This is a genomic window from Micromonospora sp. NPDC005203, from assembly GCF_042872705.1.
Classification (GTDB): Bacteria; Actinomycetota; Actinomycetes; order Mycobacteriales; family Micromonosporaceae; genus Micromonospora.
The window spans coordinates 78902-102062 of sequence record NZ_JBIAKV010000011.1; the positions used below are offsets into that span (position 1 = coordinate 78902).

The 23161-nt window shown below is 73.7% G+C and carries 19 protein-coding genes; 13 read left to right on the top strand and 6 right to left on the bottom strand.

Features of this window, described 5'->3' with window-relative positions; genetic code table 11:
* Nucleotides 1-42: 42 nt before the first annotated feature.
* The 4 genes from ACFYPM_RS23115 to ACFYPM_RS23130 all read left to right on the top strand — a co-directional run bounded on the left by ACFYPM_RS23115 (nt 43) and on the right by ACFYPM_RS23130 (nt 3118).
* Nucleotides 43-603 carry a CinA family protein gene (locus tag ACFYPM_RS23115; protein ID WP_387200424.1) on the top strand — a complete coding sequence of 187 codons (561 nt, stop codon included), beginning with the start codon at nt 43-45 and terminating at the stop codon, nt 601-603.
* A 201-nt stretch (nt 604-804) separates the two neighbouring features.
* Nucleotides 805-1245 carry a helix-turn-helix domain-containing protein gene (locus ACFYPM_RS23120; protein ID WP_387200427.1) on the top strand — a complete coding sequence of 147 codons (441 nt, stop codon included), beginning with the start codon at nt 805-807 and terminating at the stop codon, nt 1243-1245.
* A 203-nt stretch (nt 1246-1448) separates the two neighbouring features.
* Nucleotides 1449-2309: a PspA/IM30 family protein gene (locus ACFYPM_RS23125; RefSeq protein ID WP_357247373.1), complete on the top strand. Its 861-nt coding sequence runs from the start codon at nt 1449-1451 to the stop codon at nt 2307-2309.
* 23 nt (nt 2310-2332) lie between these two features.
* Nucleotides 2333-3118 carry a hypothetical protein gene (locus ACFYPM_RS23130; RefSeq protein ID WP_387200432.1) on the top strand — a complete coding sequence of 262 codons (786 nt, stop codon included), beginning with the start codon at nt 2333-2335 and terminating at the stop codon, nt 3116-3118.
* Between the two features lie 28 nt (nt 3119-3146).
* On the opposite strand, the gene ACFYPM_RS23135 is transcribed toward ACFYPM_RS23130, so the two are convergent.
* Both ACFYPM_RS23135 and ACFYPM_RS23140 read right to left on the bottom strand, forming a co-directional pair.
* Entirely contained in the window at nt 3147-6764 is a 3618-nt protein-coding gene (locus ACFYPM_RS23135) for a hypothetical protein (protein ID WP_387200435.1), read from the bottom strand.
* A gap of 165 nt (nt 6765-6929) precedes the next feature.
* Nucleotides 6930-7739 (bottom strand): DNA-formamidopyrimidine glycosylase family protein, encoded by an 810-nt coding sequence (locus ACFYPM_RS23140; RefSeq protein WP_387200438.1) that lies wholly within the window; start codon nt 7737-7739, stop codon nt 6930-6932.
* A 109-nt stretch (nt 7740-7848) separates the two neighbouring features.
* Between ACFYPM_RS23140 and ACFYPM_RS23145 the strand changes: the two genes are divergently transcribed.
* Complete coding sequence (locus tag ACFYPM_RS23145; RefSeq protein WP_387200441.1) at nt 7849-9102, top strand: hypothetical protein; 1254 nt, start codon at nt 7849-7851, stop codon at nt 9100-9102.
* Nucleotides 9103-9128: 26 nt separating this feature from the next.
* On the opposite strand, the gene ACFYPM_RS23150 is transcribed toward ACFYPM_RS23145, so the two are convergent.
* From ACFYPM_RS23150 to ACFYPM_RS23160, 3 genes are read right to left on the bottom strand one after another with little or no spacing between them, the layout of a single operon-like run.
* Entirely contained in the window at nt 9129-9371 is a 243-nt protein-coding gene (locus ACFYPM_RS23150; protein WP_110566168.1) for a CPCC family cysteine-rich protein, read from the bottom strand.
* Nucleotides 9372-9396: 25 nt separating this feature from the next.
* Nucleotides 9397-10197, bottom strand: a complete 801-nt coding sequence (locus ACFYPM_RS23155) for an S-adenosyl-l-methionine hydroxide adenosyltransferase family protein (protein WP_387200444.1) — start codon at nt 10195-10197, stop codon at nt 9397-9399.
* Nucleotides 10198-10206: 9 nt separating this feature from the next.
* A complete protein-coding gene (locus ACFYPM_RS23160; protein ID WP_387200447.1) occupies nt 10207-10701 on the bottom strand; it encodes a GNAT family N-acetyltransferase in 495 nt (164 codons plus the stop codon).
* Between the two features lie 146 nt (nt 10702-10847).
* Here ACFYPM_RS23160 and ACFYPM_RS23165 point away from each other — a divergent pair, with 146 nt between their 5' ends.
* The gene (locus ACFYPM_RS23165) at nt 10848-11453 is read left to right on the top strand and encodes a hypothetical protein (RefSeq protein WP_387200450.1); all 606 of its coding nucleotides are present in this window, start codon (nt 10848-10850) and stop codon (nt 11451-11453) included.
* Nucleotides 11454-11486: 33 nt separating this feature from the next.
* Here ACFYPM_RS23165 and ACFYPM_RS23170 read toward each other — a convergent pair whose 3' ends face one another.
* The gene (locus tag ACFYPM_RS23170; protein WP_387200453.1) at nt 11487-16229 is read right to left on the bottom strand and encodes a DEAD/DEAH box helicase; all 4743 of its coding nucleotides are present in this window, start codon (nt 16227-16229) and stop codon (nt 11487-11489) included.
* A 177-nt stretch (nt 16230-16406) separates the two neighbouring features.
* Between ACFYPM_RS23170 and ACFYPM_RS23175 the strand changes: the two genes are divergently transcribed.
* From ACFYPM_RS23175 to mnhG, 7 genes are all read left to right on the top strand, one after another.
* Nucleotides 16407-16769 carry a hypothetical protein gene (locus ACFYPM_RS23175; RefSeq protein WP_387200456.1) on the top strand — a complete coding sequence of 121 codons (363 nt, stop codon included), beginning with the start codon at nt 16407-16409 and terminating at the stop codon, nt 16767-16769.
* 142 nt (nt 16770-16911) lie between these two features.
* Nucleotides 16912-19746, top strand: coding sequence for a Na+/H+ antiporter subunit A (locus ACFYPM_RS23180; protein WP_387200459.1), 2835 nt, complete (start codon nt 16912-16914; stop codon nt 19744-19746).
* 175 nt (nt 19747-19921) lie between these two features.
* Nucleotides 19922-20401 (top strand): Na(+)/H(+) antiporter subunit C, encoded by a 480-nt coding sequence (locus ACFYPM_RS23185; protein WP_387200462.1) that lies wholly within the window; start codon nt 19922-19924, stop codon nt 20399-20401.
* Nucleotides 20401-21906 (top strand): Na+/H+ antiporter subunit D, encoded by a 1506-nt coding sequence (locus ACFYPM_RS23190; protein WP_387200465.1) that lies wholly within the window; start codon nt 20401-20403, stop codon nt 21904-21906. The genes ACFYPM_RS23185 and ACFYPM_RS23190 overlap by 1 nt, the downstream gene beginning before the upstream one ends.
* Nucleotides 21903-22514 (top strand): Na+/H+ antiporter subunit E, encoded by a 612-nt coding sequence (locus ACFYPM_RS23195; RefSeq protein ID WP_387200468.1) that lies wholly within the window; start codon nt 21903-21905, stop codon nt 22512-22514. The genes ACFYPM_RS23190 and ACFYPM_RS23195 overlap by 4 nt, the downstream gene beginning before the upstream one ends.
* On the top strand, nt 22511-22774 hold the full coding sequence (locus ACFYPM_RS23200) for a monovalent cation/H+ antiporter complex subunit F (protein WP_357247414.1): 264 nt from the start codon (nt 22511-22513) through the stop codon (nt 22772-22774). The genes ACFYPM_RS23195 and ACFYPM_RS23200 overlap by 4 nt, the downstream gene beginning before the upstream one ends.
* The gene (gene mnhG, locus ACFYPM_RS23205; RefSeq protein ID WP_357248048.1) at nt 22774-23133 is read left to right on the top strand and encodes a monovalent cation/H(+) antiporter subunit G; all 360 of its coding nucleotides are present in this window, start codon (nt 22774-22776) and stop codon (nt 23131-23133) included. Before ACFYPM_RS23200 ends, mnhG begins: the two co-directional genes overlap by 1 nt.
* Nucleotides 23134-23161: the final 28 nt, after the last annotated feature.

Here is a 23161-nt window from a genome sequence, read left to right on the forward strand (position 1 = left end):
GTGGGCGGGGAAGGGTGTGGGTGTGGCGGGGAGGGCGGGTTGATGCGGCGCGACACGGGTCGTGAACGGCCGGCGGACGGTGCGGCGGACGACGCCGAGGTGGGCGGTGCGGCAGCCGGAGTCGTGCACCGACTGGCCGAGCGGCACGAGACCCTGGCCACCGTCGAATCACTCACCGGTGGGCTGTTGGCCGCCTCGATCGTGGACATCGCCGGGGTCAGCGGGATCTACCGGGGTGGCCTTGTGGTCTACGCCACCGAGTTGAAGGGCACCCTGGCCGGCGTCCCCACCGACCTGCTGTCCGAGCGGGGGCCGGTGGACCCGGACGTGGCGGCGGCGCTCGCCGCGGGCGGCCGCCAGCGCTGCGGCGCGGACTGGGGGGTGGCCACCACCGGTGTTGCCGGCCCCGAACCGCAGGACGGCAAGCCCGTCGGCCTGGTCTACGTCGCGGTCGCCGGCCCGAACGGCGCCGAGGTCCGACAGCTCGACCTGGACGGCGGGCGGGACCACGTCCGCTCCGCGGCGGTGGTCGAGGCGCTGCGGCTGCTCGCCGAGCAGATCCACGCCGCCGACACCGCGGATGCCCCGCTGCCCGCGAGTTGACCGGAGAGCATCCGGGGCAGGTGGCGACGGTCGGGGTCACCCGACGTGAGTCCGTCTCGACGAACCGGCGGGCGGGGCGGGATGTCGGCGGGGCTCGCAACGGGTACGGTTGCGGGAAGGCTCCGACGTTCGGGGTCGGCGCGGTCCGCCGCGGCCGGCCGCCCAGCGCCGGGCGCGAGGTATCCCTCAGGGGGAGGTGCGATGATCCTGCTACGCCGGGTGATCGGTGACGCACTGCGGGCGCGCCGGCAGGGGCAGCAGCGCACGCTGCGTGAGGTCTCCACCGCCGCCAACGTCAGCCTCGGCTACCTCTCCGAGATTGAGCGGGGGCACAAGGAGCCGTCCAGCGAGCTGCTCGCCGCGATCTGTGACGCCCTCGGTGCCCGTCTGTCCGAGCTTCTCCGCGAGGTGAGCGACACCGTGGCGCTCGCCGAGCAGATGCCCGAGGTGCTCGTCTCGATGCAGGACGAGCCGGCCGAAGCCGGGGCTGTGTCCAAGAGCACCAGCCGGGGCGTCCGGCAGGTCACCTCGGATGGCAAGGTCTCCGTCTCCGTCCGCCAGGACTCGCCGCTCAAGGCCACGCTGCGCAGCGCGCGCGTCCGCCCGACCGAGCGCGACCGGGACGTGGTCTGCGCCGCCTGAGGCGGTCGCTCGGTTGACCGTGGGAGGGGCTGGCTCCGGCCGCGTAGGGTGGCCCACAGAAGCTTCCGGTGCGGTCGACCGACCGGTACGGATGCCGCACCGGCATCCGGCTGGGACGATGGAGATCGGCCGGTGGCGGCCAGTCGGTCCATCCGGCCCGGCCGGCCGTGGTGGAGCGACGCGACTGAGGGGATACGGCGGAGATGGCGAACCCGTTCGTCAAGGGTTGGAACTACCTGATGGCGCTCTTCGGTTCAAAGATCGACGAGCATGCCGATCCGAAGGTGCAGATCCAGCAGGCCATCGAGGATGCCCAGCGGCAGCACCAGGCGCTGGTGCAGCAGGCTGCCGCGGTGATCGGCAACCAGCGTCAGTTGGAGATGAAGCTGTCCCGGCAGATGTCCGAGGTCGAGCGGTTGCAGGGCAACGCCCGGCAGGCCCTGGTGCTGTCCGACCAGGCCCGGGCCAAGGGTGACGAGGCCGAGGCCACGCGGTTCGAGCAGTCGGCGCAGACCCTGGCCACCCAGCTGGTCTCCGCCGAACAGGCCACCGAAGACCTCAAGACCCTGCACGACCAGGCGCTGGGTGCCGCCGCCCAGGCCCGCCGTGCGGTCGAGAACAACTCGATGATCCTCCAGCAGAAGCTCGCCGAGCGCACCAAGCTGCTCAGCCAACTGGAGCAGGCCAAGATGCAGGAGTCGGTGGCCCGCTCGCTGGAGTCGATGTCGTCGCTGACCGCGCCCACCAACACCCCGTCCCTGGACGAGGTGCGCGACCGCATCGAGCGGCGGTACGCCAACGCGATGGGCCGCGCCGAGCTGGCCGGCAACTCCGTCGAGGGCCGGATGTTGGAGATCCAGAAGGCGACCATCGACTCGGCCGGTTCGGCCCGGCTGGAGCAGATCCGGTCCAGCATGGCGGGGGAGCAGCTCGGCGGCGCGGCGCAACGGCCGGCCGAGAAGGCTGGCCCGGCCACCGACCCGACGGCCGCTGCCCGACTCGACGAGTTGCGTGCCAGCATGGCCCGCGAACGGGGCACCGGCGACCCGACCGCCGCCGGCTGAACGACCGGACCGAGGGGGTCAGGGTGGCAGACGAGCGCACACGGTACTTCCGCAGACTGGGTCGGCTCCGCCGGTCCGCCCGACGGTGGAGCGTCCTGGCCGGTGGGCTCGGGGGTGCGGCCGCGGTGCTCACCCCGTACGCCGGCCTTGGTCTGCCCGACGCGGCCTGGGCCGGCGCCGCGGGCAGTGCGGTGGCGCTCGCCGCCTGGCGCTGGATCGACGTGCGTGCCCTCGCCGCCCAACCCGCACCGCCGGCGCTCGACCCCGCGGAGGCGGCGGCCCGGTCGCGGGCCCGCCTGATCGCCGCCGTCGAGCGGCTGCCGGTCGGTCCGGGGGTGCTGGCCGAGGTCCGCCGGGTCCGCTCCCGGATCGCCCTGCGCGGCACCAGCGCGGGCGAGCAGTGGACCCGACTGGACCGGGCGGCGCTCACCCTGGCCGGCATGGCCCCCCGGCTCACCGGGCTGGCCGAGCCGGCGGTGCTGGAGGCCGCCGCCGCCGACCGATCGCTGCGCGACCTGGCCGCACACGTGGCCAGCGTCGAACGTGCGCTGCGGCTGGCGCCGGCCGACGCCCGTCCGCCGCTGGCCGAGGCACACGCCATGCTGACCGCCCAGTTGGAGGGTGGGGTCGCGGCCTACGAACGGCTGGTGGTCGCCGCCGCCGGTTACCTGGCCGAGGACGCCCGACCGGAGCCCACCCACCCGGCCGCCGACCGGCTCACCGAGGCGACCGACCTGCTGCACGGGGTGGCCGGGGCGCTGGCCGAGCTGCGTACCGTCGGCACCCCGTTGCGCGCGCCGACCCGCTGAGCGACCCGCACCGCGCCCACCGGCCCGGTCACGGCGGCGTCGTCACCCGGACCGGGACGGTGTACGGCGAGCTGCCCACGACGTTGAACGACCGGATCCGGTAGTGGTAGGTGAGGCCCCGGGCCAGTCCCGTATTGCTGAAGCCGCGACCGGTCACCGTGAAGGTGGCCACCCCCCGGTCGAACGTCGGGTCCAGCGCCCGCTGCACGATGAACCCGGACCCCGGTCCGGCGCAGGTGCTCGCCGCCCAGGCCAGGACCACCGTCGCGGTGTCCGGCCCGGGTGCGCTCGCCGTGGCGCTCACCCCGTTCGGGGTGACCGGCGCGGGCGGGGAGGTCACCGCGGCGATCGTCGACCAGGCCGAGGCGGCACCCAGATAGGTGGTCCGTACCCGGTAGTAGTACGTCGTGTCCGGTGCGATCGCGACATCCAGGTGATTGTCGCCGGCAGCGATCGCCGTGGTGCCCGGCCCGCTGGTGAAGGTCGGGTTGGTGGCCCGCTGCACGTCGATGCCGGTGGCGAACGAACGGTTCACCCAGCGCAGGGCCACCCGCAGCGGCGCGGCGGGCGGCAGCGCCGCGACCAGGCCACTCGGTGCGGCCAGGTGCACCGAGGCCGGCACCCCGTTCGACCAGGACGAGTAGCTGACCGCGTTCTCCGCCCGGATCCGGTAGTGGTAGGTCACCCCGGGAGTGACGGACGCGTCCGTGTACCGGGTGGCGGCCGCCGCGACGGTGATCGTGGTGATCTCGCCGTCGAAGGTCGCGTCGGTGGCTCGGTGCAGCAGGTGACTGGTGGCCGGTGGCCGGCCGCCGTTGCTGGTCCAGGCGAGCGCGATCGCGGGTAGCGCGGTGGCCGAGCCCGGCACCGGCGTGGCGGTCAGCCCGGTCGGTGCCTTCGGCGTCACCCGTAGCACCAGTGGCCGGGTCATCCCACCGTCGCGGTGGCCGGCGAGTTGGCTGTGCCAGCGGTATTCCCAGCCCAGGTTGACCAGGTGGTTGACCACGGTGGCGGGTCGCCCGTCCGCCGGGCTGACCGGGGTCGACCCGGTCCGTGCGCCAGCCGGGCGGCACGGGTCGAGCAGCCGGACGCTGTCGCCCAGCTTGAACGGCAACGTCGGGGCGACCGGGCGCAGCGCCACCACCACGTCCTCCCGGGGGTTGACCCGGACGATCTGCTTCCAGCCCAACTCGGTGCCGTGGGGGAGCCGCAGCGTGCCGTCCCAACCGACCCGGTTGACCACCTGCACGTCGCAGCCGCCGACGTGCAGCGGTTCGGTCTGCCGGACGTTGCCGCTGATCCGCCAGAGTTGGGTGCCGTCGGTCGTGGTGCCCAGCGGCACAGCGGGGTCGGTGGCGAAGAGCACCTCGGTGACTGGGTCGGTCGGACCGAGGGGCAGGGTCGTCGGGTTGAGCGGCCCGGCGTGCGGGTGTCCGACGCCGAGTCGGCCGACCAGCCGGCCGTGGTCGGTCTCGAAGACCTGCTGCACGGCCTTGACCGCGATCGGCAGCGTCACCGGGTCCGCGCCGGCCGTCGGTGTGATCGTCACCGAGGTGGCGTGCACCGGCACCGTCGTTGTCGACGCGGTCTGGGTGCCGAACGCCGGGTCGTACGCCGGCTGCGGCACGATCGGCGGGCGTTGACTGGCCGCGTACGCCACGGGTAGCCGTTCGCGCAGCCGACCCAGGTCGTACGGCGGCGCCGGAGCCCCAGCGACCCGGAACTGGAGCAGGGTGCGGGTGTTCGGGCCGTACCCCGGTTCGGTGCCGGGCGGCCCACCCTCGGCCGTGCGGTCCGGTGCGTCGGTGTGCTGGTCGTAGCGTGGGTCGAAGCCGGGCAGCGGCGCCGGGGCGTCGTTGTACAGGATCAGCGTGCTGCCCGGCGGCACGGTGGAGAAGTCGACGAGCACGTCGGCCCGCTCACCCGGCGCGAGCAGCAGGGTGTGCCCGTCGACGTTCAGCACGGTCGGGTCGAGCCGGTCGTAGCGGTAGCCGACCGGCCGGTTCGGCAGCACCACCGGGGCGGGCAGCAGCCCGGCCTCGTTGCCGATCTGGATGAACTCCGGCCCGGCGGCGCGCGGATCCGGCACGCCGCCGTCGCGCCCGTCGGTCGGCCAACCCGTCGGTCGGTCCGCCGCCCGCACCGCGGGCACCATCGGCACCTCCCCGGCTTCGGCGTCGGCGAGCGCGCCGTCGGCCGTCCACATCGGCGCGTCGGAGCAGGCCCGGTAGAGCTGGAGGTTGAGGCTGCGGTCCAGGCAGGCGTTGAGGATCCGGAACCGGTACGCGCGCGGCGCCACCTCCAGGTACGGGTAGGCGACGCCGTTGACGAGCGGGGTGTCGCCGTACGCCTCGGGCACCGCGGACGGGTGCGGCACGCCGGGACGAAACGGCGGTTCGTCAGGTGCGTCGACCGGGTCGTGGTGCGGGTTGGCGACGCAGCCGTCGGCGCAGGTGCGGTCCGGGGCGGGATCACGCGACCAGGGGCCGTAGTCCCACCGGCCGGTGGGGTTGCGCCCGCCGGACCGGTACGGGTTCTGCCGTGGCTGGTAGACGTGCGGGTGCCAGAGGCTGCCCCGGGCGCCCCAACGTTCCCGGTCCCAGGTCGGGTCCTCGGCGGCGAGTTGGGCGTCGTCCGGCACGAACGTCTTGTCCTCGATCACCAGCGGCAGTTGGTCGGCCGGCAGCACGGCGTCGGCGACGAGTTGCTCCTCGGCCGGGTCGGTGAGCAGGTAGAGCGCGAGTTGTCCGCCGTAGACGGTGAGCCGGGCCAGGCCGAGGGTGTTGTCGTGCCACCACAGCAGCCGGCCGCTCTGCTCGTTCGGGTAGTACAGGGTGGTGGCCCCGGCGCCCGGCGGTGGCATGTCCGGCACGTGGGTCACGCCCGCCCCGTTCGGGTACGGGGTGATCTCCCCGGCCGGAGTGATCCACTGCCCCGGATTGCCGGCGCTGTTCCAGCCGGTCTGCGCGCCGGCCAGGTGCAGCACCGCGCGGTTCTGCGGAAACGGGGCGGGTCCCTCCAGCGGGCCGATCCCGGCCCCCTCGATGGTGTCGTCGACCGGCAGGAACAGCTCACCGGCCCGGCCGGTCGGAAGGTGGTTGATGAACTTCACCCGGACCGGGCGGCCCCGCCGGGCGAGGACCATCGGGCCGAGGTGCCAGGGCCGCTCCGGAGGTGCCACCGTGTTGTGGCCCGCCGGGTCGGTGCCCAGGTTGAGCTGCCGGTAGCCGCGCAGCCGGGTGGCTGGCAGGTCCCGGTGCAGCCGTTGCGCGTACTCCTGCACGACGATCTCGTAGTAGTCGCAGCCCGGATAGCTGATCGTGTCCGGCGTTGCCAGCGGCAGTTGACCGCCGAGGTCGGTGCCGTTGCGCTGGCCCGGGACGGGCAGCGGGTCGACGAACTTGCGCAGCCCGGTCCCGGGCACCACCCGCCCGCCGGTGTCGCGCGTCGGGCGAGGGCTGTGGGCGAAGTTCGGCACCGGACCGAAGTAGCGGGGCACCACGGTCGGGTCCAGGCTCGGCGCGGGGGCGGTCTGCTCGGCCGTACGCGCGGCCGGCACGGACGCCGTCGCGCCGTCGACGGAGCCGTCGGTGTCGCGGGTGGCCCGTACGAAGAAGGTGGAGCGGAGCCTGCGGAACAACGCCATGACTCTCCCCGGGTCGGGGCGCGAGGGTCGCCACCCCGACGTGGCTGCCTCGGCGCTCTGTTGACGATCGGTGAGCACTCAACCGCAGCATGCGACTCCGACGGCCGGATAGGAATTACCCAATCGTCCGTATCTGGGATGGTCTTGGTCGAGGCCCGGCCCTGGTCAGTCGGATTCCAGGGCGCCCGGGTGCGCGGGCTGGCAGACCGGGCACCAGTAGGTGACCCTCTCGCCCAGCTCCTCCTTGCGGATCGCGGTGCCGCAGCGGCGGCACGGCTGGGCGCGGCGACCGTACACGTAGCTGGTCTCGCCCCGGCGCAGGGAACCGGTGCTGCTCTGCGTCCACCGGCCACGGTTGGCGGCGAGCAGCCGTTGCGCGAGGGCCACCAGGCTGGGCAGGTCGGGCACCGCGCCGACCGGCGTCCACGGGGACACCCCGCGCAGGAAGAGCACCTCGCACTTGTAGAGGTTGCCCACCCCGGCCAGGTTGCGCTGGTCCAGCAGCGCCTCGCCGACGGTCTGCTCCGGGTGGCCGCTGAGTCGCCGGACCGCCTCGGCCGGGTCCCAGTCCGGGCCGAGCAGGTCGGGGCCGAGGTGGCCGACCAGATGGTCCTCCTCGGCGGTCGGCACGAGGGTCAGCTCGTGCAGGTGATAGCCGACCGCGACGGCGCCCGGGCTGCGCAGCACCACCCGGATCAGGTGGGCCGGCCGGCCGGTCCAGCGTTCCCCCGGGGCGTACGCCCGCCAGGCGCCGTCCATCCGCAGGTGCGAGTGCAGGGTCCAGTGCGCCTCGTTCGGGGCGCTGAGGCGCAGCAGCAGGTGCTTGCCCCGGCTGGCCGACTCGCGGACGGTCCAACCGGTGAGATCGGTGGTGGCGAGTTGGGGCACCCGGAAGTCACTGTCGGTGATCCGCGCGCCGGCGAGCGCGCGATGCAGCACACGCGCGGTGTTCCAGACGGTGTCGCCTTCGGGCACCCTGTCATCCTCCCTCATTTGAGCAGAATTCGCATGTGTCGCTATTTGTACACAGGTTCCTCATGATCTCCCGACATGCGAGGGTCAAGAAGTTCTGAGGAGAATGCCTATGTCCAGGCTGCATTGTCGTACTCGGTCCCTCGCCCTCGTCGTCCCACTCACCCTCACCCTCGCCCTCACCGCCACCCTCCTACCCATCACCAGCCAGGCTCCCGCCGCCGGAAGCCCGCTCACCGTCACCGCCGCCGCACCTGGCGTCGAACAGTGGAACGCCGACCTGTCCGTCGTCGACCGGGACGACGTCAACGTCCGACGTACCGCCGCCGGGCTGCGCCTGCGCGAGGCCCGGTCGGCCGGACGCAGCCCGCGCAGCGCTGTCGCCGAGGGGATGCTGCTGAGCGCTCCCCGGACCCTCAGCCGGCCGGCCACCCGGGTCCGCGCCCAGGTCAGCGCCCACACACCGGCGGGCGCCACCGTCGAGGCCCAGGTCCGAGGTTGGCGGGCCAGTGGCTGGACCGAGTGGCGCACCGCCACCGTCGGCGCGGTCTTCGACCGCCCGGTGAGCCGGGTGCAGAGCAGGGTCGTGCTCACCGCCACCGCCAGCGGCGCCACCGCGACGGTACGCGGCGTCCGGTTGACCGCCGACACGACCGCCACCGTCTCCGCGACCACGCCGGGCATCACCTACCGGGTGTTCGCCACCCGGATCGGCCTGGTCGGCGAGCTGACCGCCAACGGTCGCACCGTGCAGCCCCGGGACCACTTCGTGGCGCTACCGTCACGGCGCAGCCTGGCCCCGCTCAACAGCGGCGACTACACCGTGCGGGTCTGCACCACCAGCGGCTCCCGCTGCGAGTACGCCCCGGTCTGGGACGTCGGGCCGTGGAACACCCGCGACGACTACTGGAACCCGTCGGCGGTGCGGGAGAACTGGAAGGACCTGGGGCAGGGTCGGCCCGAGGCGCAGGCGGCCTACCAGTCCGGCTACAACGGCGGTCGGGACCAGTTCGGCCGGACCGTGCTCAACCCTGCCGCCATCGACCTGGCCGACGGCACCTTCTGGGACGGCCTCCAGTTGACCACCAACGCCTGGGTGGACGTCGCCTACCTGTGGACCGGTAGTGGGCCGCGCGGCGTGGTCGGTGACGGACCGCTCAACATCCGCAGCGGGGCCACCACCTCGTCTCCGGCGCGTGGCCTCGCCGCCCGGTTCGCCACCGTGCCGATCGAGTGCTACGTGACCGGCCAGTCGGTGGCGGGGCCCTACCGCACCACCACCCGGTGGAACCGTCTGGCCACCGGCCAGTACGTCAGCCACGCGTACATCTCGGTCGTCTACGGAGGCGCTGTGCCGGTCTGCTGACCCGTGCCGGCCCCGACGGGTGTCGATCAGGGGCGCTCGTCGGGGCGGGCCGGGCGCACCATGTCCTGGTAGCGCGGGTGGCTGGCACCGTAGACGGCGTAGTTGAGTCGAGCGTGCGAGAGGCTCAGGTCGCCGTTGGGGCCGCCCCGGACCGCGTCGGCGTCGGCGTCGGTCTGGCCGTCGTCGGTCCAGAAACAGACCGGGCAGGTCCCCCCACCGGTCCGGGATGCGCAGCAGGGACAGCCCACGGGAACCACTTGTTCACCCACCGGAGCAGCATTCCACAGTCGAATATCAGCGGGAAACCCGCAGGACGTCACCCGGGGCAACCCGGAGGAGGTCCACCGCCCGCCCACGGTTCACTGCGACCGCGACCAGTTCGGCCGAGTCGACGTACACCACCAGGCCATTCGCCGGGGCATCCCCGAACGTCCGGCCCCGGACGGCCGGCCGGGCTGGCTCCGCGCCGGGCGGCCCGACCCGCAGGGCGGCCGGAAGTCCGTCGAGCAGGTGCGCCGAGGCGGCCAACTGGACATTTCCGAAATGGTCCACGGTCAGCACCTCGGCGGTGAAGCCCTCGTCGTCGGCGGCCAGCGTCGGCGTCGGCAGCCGGACCAGGCCCGCCGGGTCGACCGGCGGCCCCGCCTCGGCCAGGGGCGCGCCGAGCGCCAGCCGGGCCGCCACGGGCGCGAAGACGTCGCGCCCGTGGAACGTGCCGGACACCCGATCGGCCAGCCAACTCGGCTCGATCAGCCGCACCGCGGCGGTCACCCCGCCGAGAGCGGCGGCGGCGTCCGGCAGCAGCCCGTTGTCCGGACCGACCAGCAGCCCACCCGGGGTGGCCAACGCGACGCCCCGTCGGGCGGTACCCACCCCCGGGTCGACCACCGCCACGTGCACACCCACGGGCAGGTGCGGCACCGTCTGCGCCAGCACCGCGGCGCCCCGTCGTACGTCCGCCGGCGGCACCAGGTGGGTCACGTCGATGACCCGGACGGCCGGCGCGAGCCGGGCGATCACCCCGTGGCAGGCGGCCACGAAGCCGTCGCTGAGGCCGTAGTCGGTGGTCAGCGAGATCCAGGGCGTTGCGGACATGCCCGCAGGCTAACCCCCGGCGGCGGTACGCCGTTCCAGGACCAGCTCGTCGTGCAGAGGTATGCCGTCCTCGCCCACCAGCGGGATCTCCGGCTTGAGCTGGCGGGCGCGGTCCACCGCTCCCGGGTCGACGTGGACCAGCCGCATGCCGCGCCGCTGGTAGAACCGCAGTGCCCGCAGGTTGTCGTTCGAGGTGATCAGCCAGACCCGGGCCAGCCCGGTCTCGGCCGCGATCGACGTCGCCGCCGACAGCAGGGCCGTGCCGACGCCCCGGCCGGGCACTGCCGCGACGAGGGTGACCACCTCCAGGGCGTCCTCGTCGACGCGGTAGGTCAGCGCGCCGAGCACCGCCGCGGGGTCGACAGCCACAAGCGTCGGCAGGGTACGCACGTCGTGCCGGGTGTCGTGGGCGACCACGTACGGGCCACCCCACTCGCGCTCGTGCAGCGCGTCGATCGCGGCCCGCTCGGCAGATCGCGCCGTCCGCACCTCGAACCCGTCCATCTTCCGCCTCCGCCCTTCGTCGCGTCCGCTCGTCGGCCCCGGAGCGTACCGGTCGACAGGTGGCCGACGTGGGTGGCGGATATGGGACAGCGCGGTGGCCGACCGGCCACTCCCGCGCTGTGGTGATGTCGGGGGAGACTGCCCTGGTGACACATCGGAGCCTGCCTGCCGTCGCGGTGCTGCTGGTGGCCGTCGCCCTCACCGCCGGCTGCGGCGGTGGCGACGCCGACCCGTCGAGCGCGCCCCCGAGGGCCTCGCCCGCGTCGTCCGGCTCGTCCGCCCCGGGTTCGACGGCAGCCGTTTCGTCGAGTGCGCCGACGCCATCGGTGGCCCCGTCCCGCACCGGCGGTGCGCCACCCCCGCCGACCCCGCCCTCCGTTGCCCCGCAGGGGCCCATGCAGCGCCGGCCGGCCAGTCCACCGCCGGTGGTGTTGCCCGAACGCCCGGTCGGGGTGCCCGGGGCGAAGCAGGTCGTCGAAGCGTTCCGGGCCGCCGGCCTGCCGGTGTCGCGCCCGTTGGACCGTTCGGTCGACTGTGGACCGGACGGGCTCGGCCTGGGTTGTTCCGAGCTGATCGCCACCGACACCGTTACCGTTTACGTCTTCCCGGACGAGACCAGCGCCGGCGACATCGCGGAGACCTGGGGCGGCCAGTCGTACCGCCGTGGCGCGGTGGTGCTCAACTACCTCGAGGCGAAGACGCCGGTGGGCGAGCGCCCGCGCTACGAGCGGGTGCTCAACGGCCTGCGCTGAGCAATGAGCCGGGGCTCGACGACCCGGGGCGGGTCAGCCGCGCAGGCGCAGGCCGCGGGGGGTGGCCCGGAAGCCGGCGGCGGTGAGCGCGTCGCGCAGCGGCGAGGAGTGCACCGCCTCGCCGTCGGCCCGCTCCACCGACAGTGCGCCCAACGCCCCGGAGTGCACGGCGTCGGCGAGGGCCTTGCCGGCCACCGCGAGCGTGTCGGTGTCGTCGCTGAAGGACAGCAGCGTCCGACCGCCGCGCTCCACGTACAGCACCAGGTCACCGCCGACCTGCACCACCAGCGCGCCGGCCTTGCGGCCGGCCCGGTGCCCGGTCGCCGGGGCAGCCCCGTCGCCGGAGTCGACCACGCGTTCCGGCCAGGGTAGCGCCCCGCCGTACGGGTTGGCCGGGTCGGTGGCGGCGAGGACGGTGGCCGGTGTGCCCCGCCCCCGGGTGCCGTCCATCGGCTCGGCCAGTGCGCGTAGCCGGTCCACCGCACCGGGCACCGCGAACTGCGCCGCGCCCAGCCCTTCGACGAAGTAACCCCGGCGGGCCGCGCCGCGCTCCTCCAGCGCCGACAGCACCGGGTAGACCGCCGAGAACCCGCCGACCACCTGCTCGGCCATCACCGCGCCGCGGGTCACCACCCCGTGCCGTTCCAACAGGACGTCGGCGAGGGCGGCGGCGCGCCGGGTCGGGTCGACGTCCCGCTCCGGCAGGCGCGACCAGCGACCGGCGACGGTCGGCGGGCCACCCCGGGTGGGCAGCGCCACCCGGCCGGGCCGCCGGTAGCGGGTACGCGGCGCGGACGGCTTGGAGCGGTGCGCGCCGCCCGCGCCGAGCACCGCGCGCAGCGGGGCGAGGGTGTCGTTGGTGAGGTGCCCGGCCCAGACCAGATCCCAGATCACGGTGGTCAGGGCGGCGTCGTCGGTCGAACCGACGCGGTCGGCCAGCGGCCGGAAGAAGAGCGCCTGCCCGTCGCCGAGCGCGTCGAGCACCGCGTCGTGCAGCGGGGTACGCGTCAGCGCCTCGTCGGGTGGCGGGAGCAGCAACGGTGCGGCGTCCGCGTACGCCAGGGTGACCCAGCCGTCACCCCCGGAGATCGCGCCCGACCCGGCCCAGAGCACCTCCCCACTGGCGCACAGTTCGTCGAGCTGGGCGGGGGAGTAGTCGGCGACCCGTGCGGGCAACACCAACCGCTCCAGCGCGGATGCCGGCACCGCCGCGCCCTGCAACTGCTCCACCGTCGCGGCGAGCGCCTCCACCCCTCGGGCGGACGAGCCGACCTGCTGCCAGCGGGGCAGGAACGTGGCGAGTGCCCGGGGCGGCACCGGCTCGATCTCCCGGCGCAGCGCCGCGAGCGAGCGGCGGCGCAGCATCCGCAGCACCTCGGCGTCGCACCACTGGGCGCCGGCCGAATCCGGGGTGAACTCCCCGGAGACCACCCGCCCGGTGGCGCCGAGCCGACGCAGCGTCTGCTCGACGACGAACACGCCCAGCCCGAAGCGGGCCGCGCAGCTGGCCGCGGCGAACGGCCCGTGCGTGCGGGCGTAGCGGGCCACCAGGTCACCGAGCGGGTCGGCCACCGGGGCGAGGTACGCCTCGGCCACCCCGACCGGCAACGCCACGCCGAGGGCGTCGCGCAACCGGGCGGCGTCCTCGACACCCACCCAGCGCTGCTCGCCGGCGATCCGGACCCGCAGCACCCGGCGGGTCGCCTCCAGCTCGGTCAGCCAGGTCTCGGGCACACCCCGCTCGGTCAGCTCGGCGTCGCTCAGGTCGCCGAGCACCCGCAGCAGCTCGACCACGTCCTCCGCGTCGCGGGGGCGGCGCTGCTCAGTCAGCCACCGCAGCTGCCGGTCGGTCTCGGCGAGCACGGCGGGGTCGAGCAACTCGCGCAGGTCGACCCGGCCGAGCAGCTCACCGAGCAGGGTGGAGTCCAGGGCGAGCGCGGCGGCGCGCCGCTCGGCGAGGGGGGCGTCGCCCTCGTAGAGGAACGCGCCGACGTAGCCGAAGAGCAGCGACCGGGCGAACGGTGACGGCGCGCTGGTCTCGACCTCGACCAGCCGCACCTTGCGGGTGGCCAGGTCGCGCATCAGCCCGGCCAGCGCCGGCTGGTCGAAGACGTCCTGGAGGCACTCCCGGGCGGCCTCCAGGGTGACCGGGAAGTCCGCGTACTCGCGGGCGACGTCGAGCAGTTGCGCGGCGCGTTGGCGCTGCTGCCAGAGCGGCTGGCGGCGGCGCGGGTCGCGGCGGGGCAGCAGCAGGGACCGGGCGGCGCACTCGCGGAAGCGGGCGGCGAAGAGCGCGGAGGTGCCGACCGACTCCTCCACGAGCTGGGTGATCTCGTCCGGCTCGAAGACCACCACGTCGGCGCCGGGCGGCTCGTCGGCGGTGTCCGGGAGTCGCACCACGATGCCGTCGTCGGAGGGCATCACTTGGGCGTCCACCCCGTACCGTTCGGCGAGCCGGCGGCCCACCGCGAGGGCCCACGGCCCGTTGACCCGGGCGCCGAGGACGCTGTGCACGGCGAGCCGCCAGTCGCCCAACTCGTCGCGGAACCGCTCGACCACGACCGTGCGGTCGTCGGGCAGCGATCGGGTCGCCTCCCGCTGCTCGCGCAGGTAGGCCATCAGGTTGCCGGCGGCCCAGTCGTCCAACCCGCCGTCGCGCAACGCGGCAAGTGCCGCCTCGTCGGTCTGGCGCAGCAGGGTGCGCACCCGGGCGCCGATGGCCCGACCCAGCTCCACCGGGCGGCCGAGCTGGTCGCCCTTCCAGAACGGCATCCGCGCGGCCTGCCCCGGAGCGGGCGAGACCAGCACCCGGTCGGGGGTGATCTCCTCGATGCGCCAGGACGACGAGCCGAGCAGGAAGACATCGCCGACCCGGGACTCGTAGACCATCTCCTCGTCCAGCTCGCCGACCCGGGCCGCCCGTTCGGCGCCGGCCAGGAAGACCCCGAACAGCCCTCGGTCCGGGATGGTGCCGCCGCTGGTCACCGCCAGTCGCTGCGCGCCGGGGCGGCCGGTGAGCAGGTCGGTGGCCCGGTCCCAGACCAGTCGGGGGCGTAGCTCGGCGAACGCGGTGGACGGGTAGCGGCCGGAGAGCATGTCGAGCACGGCGTGCAGCGCGGAGTCGGGCAGCTCGGCGAAGGGTGCGGCCCGGCGGACCAGCACGGCCAGGTCGCCGAGCGGCCACGGCTCCAGTGCCACCATCGCCACGATCTGCTGGGCCAGCACGTCCAGCGGGTTGCGGGGGTAGTGCAGCTCCTCGATCGCGCCGGCGGTCATCCGTTCGGCGACCACCGCGCAGGAGAGCAGGTCGCCCCGGTGCTTGGGGAAGACCACGCCCCGGGAGACCGCTCCCACCTGGTGCCCGGCCCGGCCGACCCGTTGCAGCCCGGCGGCCACGCTGGGTGGCGCCTCGATCTGCACCACCAGGTCGACCGCGCCCATGTCGATGCCCAGCTCCAGGCTGGAGGTGGCCACCACCGCCGGGAGCTGGCCGGACTTGAGCGCCTCCTCGATGTGCTTGCGCTCCTCCCGGGAGACGCTGCCGTGGTGGGCGCGGGCGATCACCGGCGCCGCGCCGGCCGCCGCCCCGGACTGGGCCATCACCTCGGCCGGTGGCCGGTTGCGCAGCGGGCCGGCGGGGCCACCCCACCGTTGCGCGCCGGGCACCGGGCCGCCGTCGCCCGCCGGGTCGTCGCCCGCCGACAACCCGCCGGGTACGACGATCGCGCCGTCGCCCGACGCGGAGGCCCCGGCGTCGGGGGCCGGTGCGTCGGAGGCCGCCGCTGCCGAGGTCAGCGCTCGGGAAGCCGTTGCTCCGGCGGCCACCGCCTCGGCGGCCAGTTCGTTGAGGCGGGCACAGAGGCGCTCGGCGCTGCGGCGGGAGTTGGTGAAGACGATCGTGGAGCGGTGCTGCCCGATGAGGGTGAAGACCCGCTCCTCCACGGCCGGCCAGATCGAGGCCCGGCGTGGCCCGGGGCCGCCCAGGTCGTCCTCCGGTGGCTGCTCCTGCTCGTCCAGGCGGGTCATGTCCTCCACCGGGACCTGGACGCTGACCTCGATGGTCTTCGGTGTGGCCGGCTGCACGACGTCGACCGGGCGGGCGCCGCCGAGGAACTGCGCGCAGGCGTCGATCGGCCGGACGGTGGCCGAGAGGCCGATGCGCTGCGCCGGGGCGGGCAGCAGTTCGTCGAGGCGTTCGAGGGAGAGGGCGAGGTGGGCGCCTCGTTTGCTGCCGGCCACCGCGTGCACCTCGTCGACGATCACCGTCTGGACGCCGCGCAGCGAGTCGCGGGCCGCGGACGTGAGCAGCAGGAACAGCGACTCGGGCGTGGTGATGAGGATGTCCGGGGGGGTGCGGGCGAAGGCACGTCGCTCGTCGGCCGGGGTGTCGCCGGTGCGCATGCCGACGGTGATGTCCGGTGGTGCGACGCCCAACCGGGTGGCTGCCTGCCGGATGCCGGCCAGTGGGGCGCGCAGGTTGCGTTCCACGTCGACGGCGAGGGCCTTGAGCGGGCTGACGTAGAGCACCCGGCACCGTTGTCGAGCCTCGGCCGGTGCGGGCTCGCGGGCGAGCCGGTCCAGTGACCAGAGGAAGGCCGCGAGCGTCTTTCCGGAGCCGGTGGGTGCGACCACGAGGGCGCTGCGGCCGGCGGCGACCGATCGCCAGGCGCCGGTCTGCGCGGCGGTGGGGGCGGCGAAGGCCGCCTCGAACCAGGCGCGGGTGGCCGGGCCGAAGTCGGCGAGCACCGCGCCGGCGTCTGCGTCTGCCCCGGTCACCGGTCCATCCTGCCCCGCCGGTACGACAACGACGACCGACCGGCGGCGGAATGCGGCCGACAGAAGCAAAAAGCATGGAACGTGCGCTTAATGCGTTAAGTCTCACTTAACTGCTTGCTTCTAAGGAGCAACATAAAGTAACTTCACTGCCAACGCGAACCGGGGTGAGGGGATGTGATGGCCGGCGAGCAGCACACCGTCGAACCGGGCACCGACGTGCTGATTCGCAAGGTCGACAGCCACCTCGCAGCCCTCCGTGGCGGCCTGCACGGCCCCGAGTTCGAGCTCGCCGAACGCCTCGCCCGCTGCCTCCGGGAGTTGGTCCTGTGCACCGCCCAGGCCAGCGCCGCCGATCGTGGCCAGGTCCGCGCCGCCGTCCACTACTTCGTGCTCCGCCGGGAGAGCCGTGGTCGGTTGCTCTCGGTGCGCTCACTGGCCGCCGCGGAACGGGTGGTCGACCGGGTGGCCCGCCAACTCGGCCGCGCCGACCTGCTGACCGAGCTGCGCCAGGACCGCCCCCTGCCGGGCCGGCTGGGTTAGCGCGGGTGTCAAAGCCGTTTCGCGGCCGGCTGGGCTAGCGGGGGAATTCCGGCAAAACCGCCCGGTGAGCGACAAACTGGCGTCTGATCGCTGCTAGGGGCCGCCGCTGCACGAGCGCCGGCCACCTGGATCGGGAGCGCAGGTGCTGGTACTTCTCGTCCTCCACCTCGTGGCGGCCCTCGTCGCGCCCCTGCTCGTCCGGCGGTGGGGATCCCGCGCGTGCTACCCGCTGGCGCTGGTACCGGCTGCCGCCTTCTGCTGGGCGCTGGCTCGTACCCCGGCCGTCGGCGACAGCGGGGCGGTGGTCGAGACGTACCGGTGGATCCCGCAGTTGGGCCTCGACATCGCGTTCCGGCTCACCACGCTCTCCTGGCTGATGACGCTGCTGATCGGGGGCGTCGGCGCGCTGGTGCTGGTCTACAGCGCCCGCTACTTCGACGCCGGATCGAGCGGGTTGGCACGGTACGTCGGTGTCCTGGTCGCCTTCGCCGGCGCGATGCTCGTCCTGGTCTTCGCCGACGACCTGCTGCTGCTCTACGTCGGCTGGGAACTCACCACGATCTTCTCGTACCTGCTGATCGGGCACAGCACCGAGCGGCGGTCCAGCCGGTGGGCGGCGGCGCAGGCGTTGACAGTCACCACGCTGGGCGGGCTCGCCATGCTCGTCGGGTTCATCATGCTGGGCGTGCACGCCGGCACCTACCGGTGGTCGGAGATCGCCGCCCAGCCACCACCCGGCGGCGGGTACCTGGTGGTCGCCGTGCTGCTGATCCTGGCCGGCGCGCTGTCCAAGTCGGCGGTGCTGCCGTTCAGCTCCTGGCTTCCGGTCGCGATGGCGGCGCCCACTCCGGTCAGCACGTACCTGCACGCCGCCGCCATGGTCAAGGCCGGCGTCTACCTGGTCGGGCTGCTCGCGCCGGTGCTCGCCACGGTCGGGCCGTGGCGGCCGGTGGTGCAGATCGCCGGCGTGGCCACCATGCTGCTCGGCGGCTGGGCCGCGCTGCGGCAGACCGACCTGAAGCTGTTGCTGGCGTACGGGACGGTCAGCCAACTCGGTCTGCTGGTCGCGGTGACCGGCTCGGGCACCCCGGACGCCGCCCTGGCCGGCACGGCGATGCTGCTGGCGCACGCTTTGTTCAAGGCGGCGTTGTTCCTGGTCGTCGGCATCATCGACCACGGCGCCGGCACCCGTGACCTGCGGGAGCTGTCCGGGCTGCGGCGCTGGTCCCGGCCGCTGTTCGTGGTCGCGGTGCTGGCCGCGGCGTCGATGGCCGGTGTGCCGCCGTTCGTCGGCTTCGTCGCGAAGGAGGCGGTGTTCGGGGCGTTCACCGACCAGCCCGTGCTCCTCACCGGCCTGGTCGCCGGGACGGTGCTCACGGTCGCGTACAGCGCCCGCTTCCTCTGGGGCGCGTTCGCCGACCGCCCGGGTGTGGCACCGGCCCGGCCCGGCCCGATCGCCGCGTCGCTGCTGCTTCCGCCAGCGGTGCTCGCCGGGGTCGGGCTGCTCGCCGGCCCGGCCGCGAGCGTGCTGGACGACGTGCTGCGCCCGTACGCCGATCTGCTCGGTGGGGTCGACGCGCACCTGGCGCTCTGGTCCGGGCCGACCCCGGCTCTCGGCCTGACCGTGCTGGCGCTCGCCGGCGGTGGCCTGCTCTTCGCCGTGCGGGCGCCAGTCGCCCCGGTGCTGGCCCGGCTGCGTTCGCCGGTCAGCGGCAACCAGGGGTACGAGTGGGTCGTGAGCCGGTTCGACCGGTTGGCCATCGAGGTCACCGGCGCGACCCAGCGCGGCTCGCTGCCGCAGTATCTCGGCATCATCCTGGTCACGCTGGTGCTGGTGCCCGGTGCGGCGATGCTCTCCGCCGGCCCGTGGCGGGCCCGGATCCCGCTCTGGGACAACCTGCTCCAACCGGTGGTCGTGGTGGTGATCGCGGTCGCCGCGGTGCTGGCGGTCGGCGCCCGCCGTCGCCTGACCGCGATGCTGCTGGTGGGCATGACCGGCTACGGCACCGCGATGCTCTTCGTCCTGCACGGCGCACCCGACCTGGCGCTCACCCAGTTCCTGGTGGAGACCGCGACGATCGCGGTCTTCGTGTTGGTGCTGCGTCGCCTGCCGCAGCGGTTCTCGGCCCGCCCGCTGCGGCGTACCCGTTGGGTCCGTCGGGCGATCGGGGTAGCGGTGGGTCTGGTGGCCGCCGGGCTGGCCCTCACCGCCGCCGGGGCCCGCCGGGCCCCGGACATCTCCGCCGCCTTCCCGGATCTGGCGGTGGCGCAGGGGTACGGCCGCAACGTGGTGAACGTGACACTTGTCGACATCCGGGCCTGGGACACCATGGGCGAGTTGGCGGTGCTGGTGGTGGCCGCGACCGGGGTGGCCAGCCTGATCTTCGAGCGGTCCCGGACCGGGCCGCGACCGCGCCGGCCGGACTCGGACCAGCGGACCGACGAGCCCGGCCGCCCGGTGTGGCTGCGCGGCGGTCCCACCCTCTACGAGGAGCGCCGCTCGATCGTGTTGGAGGTGGTCATCCGGCTGATCTTCCACACCGTGGTGCTGTTCTCCCTGTTCCTGCTCTTCTCCGGGCACAACGCGCCGGGCGGTGGCTTCGCCGGCGGTCTGGTGGCGGGTCTCGCCCTGGTGGTCCGCTATCTGGCCGGGGGTCGGTACGAGTTGACCGAGGCCGCCCCGATCGGCGCCGGTGCGATCCTCGGCGCCGGACTGGCGATGTCGGTGGGCAGCGGTGTGGTGGCGCTGCTGGTCGGCGGATCGGTGCTGGAGAGCGCCAAGGTCGACGGGTCGCTGCCGTTGATCGGTGACGCCCACCTGGTCACGTCGCTCTTCTTCGACATCGGCGTGTACCTGGTCGTGATCGGGCTGGTGCTGGACGTCCTGCGCAGCCTCGGCGCCGAGGTGGACCGACACATCGAGGCCACCGGAACGGCCACCGGCGGCCTGGCCGTCGACAAGGGTGAGCGGGCATGAGCGCGAGGAGTGCGCCGGGTTCGCGCGCCCCGCAGTCGCGAACAGCGGTGGACGCCGTGAGCGCGAGGAGTGCGCCGGGGTTGCGCGCCCCGCAGTCGCGAACAGCGGTGGACGCCGTGAGCGCGAGGAGTGCGCCGGGGTTGCGCGCCCCGCAGTCGCGAACAAAGGGAAAACAGTGACGGCGAGCGAAGCGGGACCGACGCTGGTGTTGGTGCTGGCTGTCGCGGTGCTCGTCGGTTGCGGGGTGATCCTGCTGCTGGAGCGCACCCTGACCCGGATTCTGCTCGGGGTGATCCTGCTCGGCAACGGGGTGAATCTGTTGATCCTGCTGGGTGGGCGTCGGGGTGGGGCGCCGATCGTCGGCACCGGTACCGAGGAGCGGATGAGTGATCCGCTGCCGCAGGCGATGGTGTTGACCGCCATCGTGATCACCTTCGGGTTCAGCGCGTTCCTGCTCGCGGTGGCGTACCGCAGTTGGTATCTGACCGGCGACGACGAGGTGCCCGACGACCTGGAGGACCGGCAGATCATCCGTCGGGCGGCGCGGAACGAGGTCGGCGCTGTCGACCACGGCGGGGAGGGTCCGAACGGCGACCCGGAGCAGGTCGATCCCGAACCCGCCCGCCGCCGGCTCCGCCGCGGGCACGAGTCGTGATGAGCGCGCTGGTGCCGCTGCCGGTGGTGGTGCCGCTGCTCGGTGCGGCGCTGACGCTGCTGCTGGCCGGTAAGCCCCGACTCCAGCGCTCGATAAGCGTGTCCTGTCTGGGCGGCACGCTCGTCGTGGCGCTGTTGCTGCTCGTGCAGGCGTACCGGCACGGGCCGGTGGTGGTGGCGGTCGGTGGCTGGCCGGCGCCGGTCGGCATCGTGCTGGTCGCCGACCAACTCGCCGCGCTGATGGTGGTGGTCTCGTCGGCGGTGACCCTCTGCGTGCTGCTGTACTCGGTCGGCCAGGGTCGCAGCGAGAGCAGTGAGTCCAGCCCCGTGGAGATCTTCCACCCGACGTACCTGGTGCTCACCGCGGGCGTCACCAACGCGTTCCTGGCCGGCGACCTGTTCAACCTCTTCGTCGGCTTCGAGATCCTGTTGGCCGCGAGTTTCGTGCTGATCACCCTGGGTGGCAGCGAGACCCGGATCCGGACCGGTTCGACGTACGTGGTGGTCAGCATCCTCTCCTCGATGATCTTCCTGACCGGTGTGGGTCTGGTGTACGCGGCCACCGGCACGCTCAACCTGGCCCAACTCGCCCAGCGCCTCGACGACCTGCCCGACGGCGTCCGACTGGCCCTGGAGCTGATGTTGCTCCTGGCCTTTGCCATCAAGGCGGCGGTCTTCCCGTTGTCGGCGTGGCTGCCGGACAGCTATCCCACCGCGCCGGCCCCGGTCACCGCCGTCTTCGCGGGTCTGCTCACCAAGGTGGGCGTCTACGCGATCATCCGCACCGAGACGTTGCTGTTCCCCGGTGGGCACGCCGACGTGCTCCTGATGGTCGTCGCCGGGCTGACCATGGTGATCGGCATCCTCGGCGCGGTGGCCCAGTCCGATCTGAAGCGGCTGTTCTCGTTCACCCTGGTCAGCCACATCGGCTACATGATCTTCGGGGTGGCGTTGAGCACCGCCGCCGGGCTCTCCGGCGCGATCTTCTACGTGGTGCACCACATCACCATCCAGACCACGTTGTTCCTCGTCGCCGGGCTGGTCGAGGAGCGCGCCGGCAGCACCGACCTCCGCCGCATCGGCGGGCTGGCCCGGGTGGCGCCGCTGCTCGGGGTGCTGTTCTTCGTCCCGGCCATGAACCTCGCCGGGGTACCTCCGTTCTCCGGCTTCCTCGGCAAGCTCGGCCTGCTCCAGGCCGGGGTGGCGGCCGGCGGTCCGCTGCCCTGGGTACTGGTCGCGGCGGGCACGCTGACCAGCCTGCTCACTCTCTACGTGGCGTCCCGGGTGTGGAACATCGCCTTCTGGCGCTCGCCCCGACTGGCCACCAGCGAGCCGGCCGTCCGGTTGCCGAAGCTGATGGTCGGGGCCACCGTCGCCCTGGTCGCCCTCGGGTTGGCGCTGACCGTGCTGGCCGGACCGCTGTTCGACGTCACCACGGACGCGGCCGCCGACCTCCGGCTGCGCACCCCGTACGTGGATGCCGTGCTGCCGGGCGACGTGCCGTGACTGGCCCCCCTGAGCCGGCTCCCGACGCCACCGCGCCCCGGGTGGTGGGACGCGGCCGGCTCGGGCGCTGGCGCGACCAGGTGGTGGCGCTCGGGTGGCTGGTGGTGGTCTGGAACCTGCTCTGGGGGGACGTCAACTGGGCCAACGTGCTCGGCGGCCTGCTGGTGGGCGGCGCGGTGCTGGTCTTCTACCCGCTGCCGGCGGTCAGCTTCGGCGGCCGGCTGCGACCCGGGGCGCTGCTGGTGTTCGCCGGCCGGTTCGTTGTCGAGCTGGTCAGCGCGAGCCTGCACATCGCCCGGATCGCCGTGCAGCCCGGCTACCGGCCGCGCGGGGCGATCGTCGCGGTCCGGCTGCGGGTCACCACCGACCTCAATCTGGCGCTCACCGCCGAGGCGGTCTCGTTGGTGCCGGGCACGCTGATCCTCGAGGTGGACCGGGACTCCGGGACGCTCTACCTACACGTGCTCGACACCCACGGACCGGCGGACCTCGACGTGGCCCGCGAGCGCACCCGCACCGTCGAACGGCGCATCGTCCGCGCGGTGGGTTCCGCCGCCGAACTGCGCCGTGTCGAGACCGACCGATCCGAGAGGGGAACCAGTCCGTGACCACGTTCCTGGCCGTCGTCCTCACCCCCCTGCTGTCGGTGACCGCGCTGCTCGCGCTGGCCCGCCTGTACCGTGGCCCGTCGCTGGTGGACCGGGTGATCGCCGCGGACATGCTGCTCGCCACCATGGTCGGCGCGGTGGGCGCCGAGGCGGCGGTCAACAGGCATGCCACCACGCTGCCCGTGCTCGTGGTGCTCTCCCTGCTCGGCTTCGTGGGCTCGGTGTCACTTGTCCGCTTCGCCGTTCGGGAGCAGCAGTGATCGCGACGATCGCGGACTGGCTCGGCGGCGCTTGTCTGGTGGCCGGTGCCCTGCTCGGCCTGGCCGCCGCGATCGGGGTGCTGCGTTTTCCGGACGCGCTGAGCCGGATGCACGCGGCCACGAAGCCGCAGGTGCTCGGGGTGCTCCTGCTGCTGGTGGGCATCGCGTTGCGCCTGCGGTCTCCGGCGGACCTGGGCATGGTCGCGCTGGTGGCGGTCTTCCAGTTGGCGACCGCGCCGGTCGCGGCCCAGATGATCGGGCGGGCCGCGTACCGGTCGGGGCGGCTGGACCGGAGCCTGCTCGACGCCGATGAGCTGGCCGAACGTGGACCAGGCAGCGGGTCGGCGGGGCCGGCGTGACGGCTGTCGAACCGGACGTTGCCGCTCC